Raw genomic sequence first — 9,506 nt, 5'->3', positions numbered from 1 at the left:
GGGGGCTCCCCCTGCCAAACACGCCGCGGCCCGACCCGCGGTCCGTGCACACCGCGCCGATCACCGCCCGGTGGGGTATAACTTCCCTGGTCTGGGGCGGCCCCCCCCCCGTCGGGGGCCCCGCCGCGCCCGGGACCGCGCGGCGGTGGCGGGTGCTGCTCGCCGGCGCGCTCGTCCTCGTCCTCCCGCTGGCCTACGGCGGCTGGCGGCTCCGGCAGCCCCACGACCCGTCGCGGGCGGCCGTCACGCTGCTCGACACCGACCGTCCCGACGACACGATCGACCTCGCCACGCCGCAGGGCCGCGAACTGCTGAGCCGCTACGTCGCCGCGATCCGCGCGACGCCGCCCGCCGGCACGGTCGTCCTGCCGGAGAAGACCTTCGCCGCGAACGAGGCGGCCCTGCCCGCGCTCACCGGGCCGCTGGGGCGGCTCGCCGCCGAACGCCGCGAGGACATCGTCGTCGGGCTCGTCCTGACGACCGGGGGAACCGCGCGCAACGTCGCGCTCGGGATCCGCGCGGACGGCGGCGCGCCCGTCCGCTACGCCAAGCGGCACCTGATCCCCGGGCTGGAGGACGGCCTGGCGCCGGGCTCGGAGTTCGCGTTCCTCTCCCCCGGCCGCGGCCTCGCCGTCTGCAAGGACCTGGACTTCCCCGGTCTCGTCCGGGGCTACCGGGCCCGCGGCGCGACGGTGCTGTACGCGCCCGCGTGGGACTTCACCGGCGACGGGCGGCTGCACGGGCGGATGGCGCTCGTCCGCGGCGTCGAGAGCGGGCTGACCGTCGCGCGGGCGGCGCGGGCCGGGACGCTCCTGGTCAGCGACCCCTACGGCCGGGTCCTCGCGGGGCGCGCCACCGGCGGGGCCGGGTTCGCCTCCGTCACCGCGACGCTCCCGGCGGGCGGCGTCCGCACCGTCTACTCGCGTTTCGGCGACTGGTTCGCCTGGCTCTGCGTGCTGCTGGTCGCCGGGGCGTCCGGGACGAGCCTCATGAATCGCAGGTGCGCGGCGGACGCGGCGAGGGCGACCGCCGACCCGATGACGGCGTAGCCCGCCAGCACGCCGAGGGCCTGCGCCGTCGCGTGGCCGGAGAAGTAGACGGTGTTGCGGACGGCGGTGGTCCCCGCGCCCGTCGGCAGCCAGTCCCCGATGGCCCGCCAGAACGCCGGCAGGAGGGTCATCGGGTAGGCGCCGCCCGCGCTGGGGTTGCCGAGGACGACGAACAGCAGGATCGCCAGCCCGACGCCGATCATGCCGAGCAGGATCTGGAACGCGACGGTCGTCGCGGCGGCGGCCATGACGACCAGCGCGCCGATGCCCCACAGCGCCCAGAAGTGCCCGTTCAGGGCGCCGAGGACCGGCCCGGCGATGATCGCGCCGCCGAGCCCGGACACGATCGCGTACAGCGCGAGCGCGCCCAGCCGGATGACCGTGCGGCGCAGGTTCGCCGGGCGCGCGCCGCCGGCGACGCCGAGGATCGCCGCCGCCAGGTAGCCGCCCACCATCCAGCCGATGACCAGGTAGAACGACGACAGGCCGCGGCCGTCCCCGGCGGCCGGCGGGCGGATGTCGACGGTCCGCACCTGCCGGTGCCGGGACTGCTCGATCCCGGCCGCGATCTGCTGGGTGGTGCTGGACACGGCGGGGCCGCTCGCGGACGCCACCAGCAGCGTGTCGGTGCCGCCGCGCGGGGCGACGACGATCGCGGCGTCCACCGTCCGGTCCAGGATCAGCTGCCGGGCCCGCTGCTCGCTGGGCGCGGTGCGGGCCTTGAGCGGGTCGCCCTTCAGCGCGTTCAGCTGCGCGGCGACCTGCCCCGCCGCCTGCCCGGGCGCGACGACCGCGACCGGGATGCGGTGCGGGGTCGGCGAGTGGAACGCGCCGATGTAGGACAGGATGAACGCCAGCTGCAGGATCAGCACGCCCACGACCAGGCTGAACGAGCGCAGCGTCACCGCGTCGCGCAGTTCCGCGGCGAAGCCGCGGTCGGGCGCGGCGCCGCTCCGGCCGGTCGCGGGTGTGCTCATGCCGGGACAGGTACCCGCTCAGCGGCCGCTACTCCAGGGGGCCGCTACTCCAGGGGGAAGCGCAGCACCCAGCGCCGCTGCCAGGGCGTCTCGACCGCTTTGCGGTGATAGTTCGCCCTGGTCCAGGCGACGGCGCGGTCCGCCGGCACCCCGGACAGCACCGCCAGGCAGGCCATCACCGTGCCGGTGCGGCCGACGCCGCCGCCGCAGGCGACCTCGACCCGCTCGCCGGCGGCGGCCCGCGCGTGCAGGTCCCGGATCAGCGCGACGGCGCCCTCCCCGTCGCGGGGCAGCAGGAAGTCCGGCCAGTCGATCCACGCGTGCGGCCAGGCCAGCGCGGCGTCGTGGCGGCCGCGGAGCCGGCCCGAGCCGAGGTACAGGCCGTAGTCGGGCGCGGCGCCGCCCGGCGCGGGCCGGCGCAGCCCCCGGCCCCTGACGAGCAGGCCGCCAGGCAGTTCGGTCGCGTCTTCGAGGCGTGTGCTCACCATCGCCCCATCCTGGCGCGGCCCCGCCGCCCCGCACCCCGTGCTCCGCTCTCAGCGGACGCCCTCCGCGTTCGGCGGGCGCCCCGCATCGAGCGGGCGCGCACGGGTAGCGTCGGGGAAATGACCAGTGCGCAACTGCTCGCCGACGCCTTCGACCGCATCCAGGAGGTCGTCCGGGACGCCGTGGACGGCCTCACCCCGGACCAGCTCGTCCTCCGCCCCGACGCCGAGGCCAACACGATCGCCTGGCTCGTCTGGCACCTCACCCGCGTCCAGGACGACCACGTCGCCGACGCCGCCGGCACCGAGCAGGTCTGGACGTCCGGCGGCTGGGCGGACCGGTTCGCGCTGCCGCTCGCGACGGCCGAGACCGGCTACGGCCACGACCCCGGGCAGGTCGCGGCCGTCCGCGTCGACTCCGCGGACCTGCTCACCGGCTACCACGACGCGGTGCACGACCGGACCGTCGAGTACGTCGGCACGCTGACCGACAAGGACCTCGAGCGGATCGTCGACACGGCCTGGGACCCGCCCGTGACGCTCGCGGTGCGGCTGATCAGCGTGATCTCCGACGACCTCCAGCACGCCGGGCAGGCCGCCTACGTCCGGGGCCTGATCGAGCGCGCCTGAGAAGCGCGAGCGGCGCCCCCCGAGCGGGGGGGCGCCGCCACGACGCGTCTCGGCGCGCCGTCAGCCGGTGGTGACGGTGCGGTCCAGGGCGCTGCCCTTCACCCACTTCTTCCAGGACATCTGGTAGAAGCCCCAGCCGTTGTCCGGCTCCAGCCTGCGGCTGGTGCCGGTGATGATCACCGGGTCGCCGCGGTAGGAGAAGTTGTAGAACCAGCGGGCGGCGGAGGGCGGGGAGTTGACGCAGCCGTGGCTGACGTTCTGGTGGCCCTGCGCCCACACCGTCGAGGCCATCGAGTGGATGTACTCGCCGCTGTTGGAGATCCGCACCGCGAACGGGATGACCTCCTTGTAGCCGCCCGGCTCGTCCGGCTTCACGCCCATCCACTCCGACGTCATGATCGCCGGATTCTCCTTGCCCATGGTCAGGTGGATGCCGCTGGTGGTGGCGTAGGTGTCCACGCCGTTGACCACGCGGCCGCCCCGGCCGGCGCTGATCGGCCAGCTCTTGACCTTCCTGCCGTTCTTGGTGACGGTCAGGTGGTGGGTCTTCGTGCTCGCCTTGATGATGTGCGCGTCACCGATGGTGAACTTGCGGCTGAAGTCGGTCATGCCGTAGGTCTTCTTGCCCGACTTCACGCCCGCCAGCTTGGCGGTGAAGGTGACCTTCTGGTTGGGCTGCCAGTAGTGCCCGTTCTCCGTCCGGAAGATCACCTGGGTGTCGCCGACCCAGCGCCAGGCGCCGGTGGCGGGCTTGGTCGACGTGACCTCCAGGGCCTGCTCGACGGCCTTCTTGTCGCCGACCGGGCGGTTGAAGGTGACGATGATCGGCATCCCGACGCCGACCTTCTCCCCCTTCGTCGGCGAGACGTCGGCGATGTCCAGCTCGTTGGCCGCCTTCAGCGTCGTGAAGGTGGAGTTGACGGTGGCCGACTTGCCCTTGGGGCCGACGGCGACCGCGGAGACCTGGTACTGCGAGCCGGGGCGCAGCGTGCGCGACTTCCAGCTCTTCTTGTCGGCGGCCATCGCCCCGTCCACCGGCTTGCCCTTGCGGGTGACGGTGACCTGCTGCAGCGTGCCGCCCGCCGCCGTGACGGTGACGCCCGCCTCCGGCGCCGCCTTCCCGTTGCCGTTGCCCGGGTTGATCGTCACCTGCGGTGCGGCGGCGTCGCCCTGCTCGCCGACCGGGACCCCGTGCTCCTTCTCGCCGCCCGAGCAGGCGGTCGTGAGGAGCAGCACGGCCCCCGCCATCCCCGCACCGGCCCGGACACCCGCGGAAACCCTCCGCTGCACCTCAACCTCCAGAACCCCGCCGTCTATCTCAGTGACATTAGCGACAAATTTGGGTGATGACGCCATGACCCGGGGTTTTGGCGGCAGTCCGAGATCAAAGCGTTGCAAGCGGACACGGTCCGTAGTTCCGGCCGCGCGGCGCGGCGCCCGGAACCGCCGCCGGGCGGGAAGGCGCGGTCAGCCAAGCGCGCTGCCCTCCTTCCACTTGGCGAAGGGCAGCTGCCAGAAACTCCAGCCGTTGTCCCATTCGACCTCGCGGTTCGAGCCGGTGAGCTTGAGCACATCGCCGCGCTGGGCGATGCCGTAGAACCAGGCGGCGTCGGACGGGCTGACGTTCAGGCACCCGTGGCTGACGTTCGCCGACCCCTGCGACCCCACCGACCAGGGCGCCGAGTGGACGTACTCGCCGCTGTCGGAGAACCGCACCGCGTTGTCGACCACCTGCTGGTAGTAGCCCGGGTCACCCGGCCGCCGGCCCGGCGAGGTCATCGTGACGGGGTTGCCCTTGTCCATCAGCAGGTGCACGCCGCTGGTGGTGGTGAACTCCCGCGTCTCGCCGTTGCCCGCGCTGAACGGGACCGTCCGCAGCTTCCGGCCGTCCCGCGTGACCGTCATGTGGTGGCCGCCGATGTCGCCGGTGGTGATCTGCGCGGCACCGATGGTGATCGTCTCGGCGACGTCCGCTGCGCCGTAGACGCCGCCTCCGGCGTTCACGCCCGCCAGGTCCGCCCGGAACCGGACGGTCTGGTGCGGCTGCCAGTACGTCTTCGTCCGGTAGACGACCTGGTCGGACCCGATCCAGCGCCAGGCGCCTTCGACCGGCTTGTCCGGGGTGACGTGCAGGGCCCTCTCCACCGCGGCCTTGTCGGCGACCGGCCGGTCGAACCGCAGCATGATCGGCATCCCGACGCCGACCTTCTCCCCTGGCAGGTTCGGCGTGACGTCACTGATCGACAGCGTCCGCTCCGGGGTCAGCACGGTGAACGCGCTGGTCACGGTGCGGAGCTTCCCTCCGCTCTTGGCCTGCGCCGTCACGGTGTAGGACGCGCCGGGCGTCATCGTGCGGGTGGAGTGCCACGTCTTGCGGTTCCCCGCGAGCTCGCCCGTGACGGCCGAGCCCTTGCTGCCCTGGACGGCGACCTTCGCCAGCTTGCCGCCGGACGCCTTCACCCGGATCACCGCGTCCGGCGCGACCCGCTGCGTCCCGCTCGCCGGCGTGATCGTCACCGTGGTGTCGGACTCGCCCGCCGACAGCACCCCCGTGCCGCCGATGCCGCATCCGGCCGCGAGCAGCGCCACGGCGCCCGCTCCGCCCGCCGCCGCCACTGCCGGCCGCCCCTTGATCGCCACGAAACTCCCCCAGTCCCAAGACTCACCCTGCTTCGGCGAACGCCTGTGCAAAGAAAGATGGTCCGGGACCCGGAAAAGTTCGGGCCGGGATCAGGGAATCGCAGCTCAGGGCCGTCGGAGCGGCCGGAGCGGCCGGGAGCGGGTCAGGCCGCGGGGGCGGGCTCGCGGTTGATGTGCCGCAGGAGCCGCTTGAAGCCGAGTACCGAGACGCCGACGCCCAGCGCGCCGAGCCCGGCGACGATGCTGGTGCGCAGCCACAGGTAGGTGCCGATCGACTCGTTGAACAGCATCCAGAGGCTGAGCGCGACGTTGACGAACAGCACCATCGACCACAGCAGCGAGATCCGCAGGAAGAACTGGTGCACCTTGTCGTGCCGGAAGAACGCCTCGGGGATCGGCACCATGTCGCGGGCGAGCTTCATCGCCAGCGGCCGCCGCAGCGGGACGGACGCGAGGAAGGCCATGCTCACCATCAGCGTGCCGAGCGTCGGCTGCAGGAAGTAGACGACGGCGCTGTGCGTGGCCGCCGCCAGGGCCGCCCGCACGGTCACGCCGACCGCGGCCAGCATCAGCATCCCGGAGACGGGGTGCCCGCGCAGGTAGCGGAAGACGATGCCCCCGTACACCCAGGCGACCGCCGCGGCGAGGGCGCCGTTCAGCCCCAGCAGCGCCAGGGCGGCGTAGAACACCGCGACGGGCGCGACCACGCCCTCGGCGAAGCGCGGCAGCGCGTGCAGGAGCAGCGCCCGGATCCGCGGCAGTTCGAAGTGGTGCCCGCCGCCCTCGGCGACCACGGCCGCGGCCGTGGCGCCCGAGGGCCCGGCCGCCGAGACGGCCGGCGTCGTCGCTGGTGGTTCCATCGAGTGCTGCGCTCCCCGATCGGTGTGCATGGACTGCTGCATGGCCTGGGACGGCGTCACGATTCGCACCACCGTACGTGATGATCCGCGTGCGTCCTCCCGTTTTGACGAACCTGGAGGCGTCCGTGTTCAGGCCGTCCGCCGGATTGCTCCCTCATCTGCGACTTCCCAGCACAGCGCGATCTATTGAGGTGATTTGTCTCTTAGTTCGGATTTGTCCCGCAGTTGGCCGAGCCGCGGCCGGAACCGGTCAGGACTCCGGCGCGGCGGGCTGGGCCTCCCGGGCGGCGGCGTAGATCGCCCGCAGCGTCACCGCCACCGACGGCCGGCGCACGCTCGCCCGCCGCGTCACCGCGTACACCTCCCTGGCCAGCGTGCATTCGGGGATCCGGCGGACCGCCACGCCCTGGTCGCCGGCGGCCAGCGCCAGCGCGGGCACGGCGGTGATGCCGATCCCCCGCGCCACGAGACTGAGGATCGTGTGCAGCCCCTCGAACTCCCACGGGACGGGCCGCGCGCCCCCCACGGTGTCCAGCAGCCGCTCGACGGCCTGCCGGGACGGCTCCCCCGGGGGCGCCGCCATCCACGGCTCGTTCCGCAGCATCTGCAGCTCCACGGGGCGGTCCGGGTCCGACATCGGGTGCCCGTCCGGGACGACCAGGACGAGCGGGTCGCGGCGCAGGTGGAAGAACTCCAGCACCGCCGGGGACTGGTCGGGGACCTTGCCCGTCCAGTCGTCGATCAGCGCGATGTCGACCTCGCCGTTCTGGACCTGGCGGATGCCGTCCCCCGGGCGGGTCTGCCGCAGCACGAAGGTCAGCCCGGGATGGTCGCCGAGGCTGTGCGCCAGCGCGGGCGCGAAGGCGACGGCGGCGGTCGGGAAGGCCGTGACCACCACCCGGCCCATGGGGGTGTCGGACTGCGCGGACAGCTCCGCCTCCGCGGTCTCCACCAGGCTGAGGATCTCCTCGGCGCGCGCGGCCAGGCGCCGTCCGGCGTCGGTCAGCTCCGCGCTGCGAGCCGTCCGGTCGAGCAGCGGGATGCGCGCCTCCCGTTCGAGCGCGGCCAGCTGCTGGGAGACGGCCGACGGCGTGTAGCCGAGCGCCGCGGCGGTCGCGGCGATGCTGCCGCGGCGGGCGAATTCGGCGAGCAGCCGCAGGCGGCGCAGTTCCAGCATCAGCTCAGCTTACGGTCACCATCGCCGAGACTCGCTTGTGATGATGCTGAATGCGGGAAAGCATGAAGCGAACCCGGCCGGGTCACGCAGGGGGATCTTTCCGACACCCACCGTTATTTCGCCATGCCTTTGGAGCGTCGATGCATGCCCAGAACCCGCCCGCGCACGATCGCCCGGCCGGCCGCCCGACCAGCCCCTCCGATCCCGTCCCCTCCGCCCTTAGCCCCTCCGGCCCCTCCGCTCCCTCCGTCCCGTCGACGGCGGGCGGCCCGGCCCGGCCGGTGTCGTTCGCGCCGCGCGCCGTCCCGCTGTCGCCGACGCTCGCGGTGAACGAGGCGCTCGCCCGCAGGCGCCGCGAGGGAGTGCGGGTGCTGCCCCTCGGTTTCGGCGAGGCGGGCATACCGATCCATCCCGCGCTGACCCGCGAGCTCGCCTCCGCCTCGGGACGCGGCGGCTACGGCCCGGTGGCCGGGTCGGCCGCCCTGCGCGCGGCGGCGGCGGGGTACTGGGGGCGGCGGGGACTGCCGACCGATCCGTCCGCCGTCGTGTGCGGCCCCGGCAGCAAGCCGCTGCTGTTCGCGTTGCTGATGGCGATCGGCGGGGACGTGGTGGTGGCCGCGCCGAGCTGGGTGAGCTACGCCGCGCAGGCGCCGCTGGCCGGGGTCCGGCCGATCCGGGTGGCGACCCCGCCGGGCGAGGGCGGGGTGCCGAGTCCCGCGCTGCTCGCCGACGCGGTGGTGCGCGCGCGGGCCGCCGGACGCACCGTCCGGGCGGTGATCGTCACGCTGCCGGACAACCCGACCGGCACGCTCGCCTCCGAGGAGACCGTCCGCCGGCTCTGCTCGGCCGCGCGCGACCTCGACCTCGTGATCGTCTCTGACGAGATCTACCGCGACCTGGTGCACGACCGCGGCCGTGCGGTGCCGACCCCCGCCCGGTACGCGCCGGAGCGGACGGTGGTGACCACCGCGCTGAGCAAGAGCCTGGCGGCCGGCGGCTGGCGGCTCGGGGTGGCGCGGCTGCCGGACGGCCCGTTCGGCGCGGCGCTGCGCGCCTCGGTGCTCGGGATCGCCAGCGAGGTCTGGTCCAGCGCGCCGGCCCCGGTGCAGCACGCCGCCGCGTACGCGTTCGCCGAGCCGCCGGAGCTGGTCGAGCACATCGACCGCAGCCGGCGGCTGCACGGGGCGGTCACCCGCGCGGTCGCGGCCCGGTTCGCCGCGGCGGGCGCCCGGGTGCCGGCCCCGCAGGGCGCGTTCTACGTCTACCCCGACCTCGACCCGCTCCGTGACGCGCTGCTGCGCGGGCACGGGGTGAGGACGTCCGTGGAGCTGTCCGAGCTGCTCCTGGAGCGGTACGGGGTGGGGGTCCTGCCCGGCAGCTCGTTCGGCGAGCCGCCCGTGGCGCTGCGCCTGCGGGTCGCGCCGAGCCTGCTGTACGGGGAGACCGACGAGCAGCGGCTCGCCGCGCTCGCCTCCCCCGACCCGGCGTCGCTGCCCTGGATCGCGGGCGGCCTGGACCGCCTTTCCGACGTGCTCGCCGATCTGCGGGAGAGCGCGCGGGCCGGGCAGGCGGCGCTCGCCTGACACGATCCGCGTCCGCCTCGCGGAAGGGACGCGGGCACAAAGGAAGAGGGCTGCGCGGGAACACCGCGGGACCGCCGCGGGCGGGATGGCCGAGCCCGGCCATCC

At 74.1% G+C, this 9,506-nt stretch carries 8 protein-coding genes; 3 read left to right on the top strand and 5 right to left on the bottom strand.

The features are described from left to right. The first annotated feature begins 152 nt into the window (after positions 1 to 152). The gene (locus tag ABT299_RS51465; RefSeq protein ID WP_500255337.1) at positions 153 to 1,049 is read left to right on the top strand and encodes a nitrilase-related carbon-nitrogen hydrolase; all 897 of its coding nucleotides are present in this window, start codon (positions 153 to 155) and stop codon (positions 1,047 to 1,049) included. A 1,021-nt stretch (positions 1,050 to 2,070) separates the two neighbouring features. Here ABT299_RS51465 and ABT299_RS51460 read toward each other — a convergent pair. Continuing rightward, positions 2,071 to 2,514 (bottom strand): protein-tyrosine phosphatase family protein, encoded by a 444-nt coding sequence (locus ABT299_RS51460; protein WP_500255336.1) that lies wholly within the window; start codon positions 2,512 to 2,514, stop codon positions 2,071 to 2,073. Positions 2,515 to 2,631: 117 nt separating this feature from the next. Here ABT299_RS51460 and ABT299_RS51455 point away from each other — a divergent pair, with 117 nt between their 5' ends. After that, positions 2,632 to 3,141, top strand: a complete 510-nt coding sequence (locus ABT299_RS51455; RefSeq protein WP_190854349.1) for a mycothiol transferase — start codon at positions 2,632 to 2,634, stop codon at positions 3,139 to 3,141. A 60-nt stretch (positions 3,142 to 3,201) separates the two neighbouring features. Here ABT299_RS51455 and ABT299_RS51450 read toward each other — a convergent pair whose 3' ends face one another. From ABT299_RS51450 to ABT299_RS51435, 4 genes are all read right to left on the bottom strand, one after another. Continuing rightward, on the bottom strand, positions 3,202 to 4,377 hold the full coding sequence (locus tag ABT299_RS51450; protein ID WP_500255335.1) for a L,D-transpeptidase: 1,176 nt from the start codon (positions 4,375 to 4,377) through the stop codon (positions 3,202 to 3,204). Between the two features lie 231 nt (positions 4,378 to 4,608). Beyond that, positions 4,609 to 5,781: a L,D-transpeptidase gene (locus tag ABT299_RS51445; RefSeq protein WP_500255334.1), complete on the bottom strand. Its 1,173-nt coding sequence runs from the start codon at positions 5,779 to 5,781 to the stop codon at positions 4,609 to 4,611. 143 nt (positions 5,782 to 5,924) lie between these two features. After that, positions 5,925 to 6,713 carry a VC0807 family protein gene (locus ABT299_RS51440; RefSeq protein ID WP_347256597.1) on the bottom strand — a complete coding sequence of 263 codons (789 nt, stop codon included), beginning with the start codon at positions 6,711 to 6,713 and terminating at the stop codon, positions 5,925 to 5,927. A gap of 178 nt (positions 6,714 to 6,891) precedes the next feature. After that, a complete protein-coding gene (locus ABT299_RS51435) occupies positions 6,892 to 7,818 on the bottom strand; it encodes a LysR family transcriptional regulator (protein WP_190854369.1) in 927 nt (308 codons plus the stop codon). A 308-nt stretch (positions 7,819 to 8,126) separates the two neighbouring features. On the opposite strand from ABT299_RS51435, the gene ABT299_RS51430 reads away from it, so the two are divergent. Further along, positions 8,127 to 9,401, top strand: coding sequence for a pyridoxal phosphate-dependent aminotransferase (locus ABT299_RS51430; RefSeq protein ID WP_500255338.1), 1,275 nt, complete (start codon positions 8,127 to 8,129; stop codon positions 9,399 to 9,401). The last annotated feature ends 105 nt before the right edge of the window (positions 9,402 to 9,506 follow it).

The organism is Spirillospora sp. NPDC000708, assembly GCF_040299565.1.
Lineage (GTDB): Bacteria > Actinomycetota > Actinomycetes > Streptosporangiales > Streptosporangiaceae > Spirillospora.
Note: the sequence above shows the minus strand (reverse complement) of the source record. Positions and strands in the feature narration are given on the sequence as shown.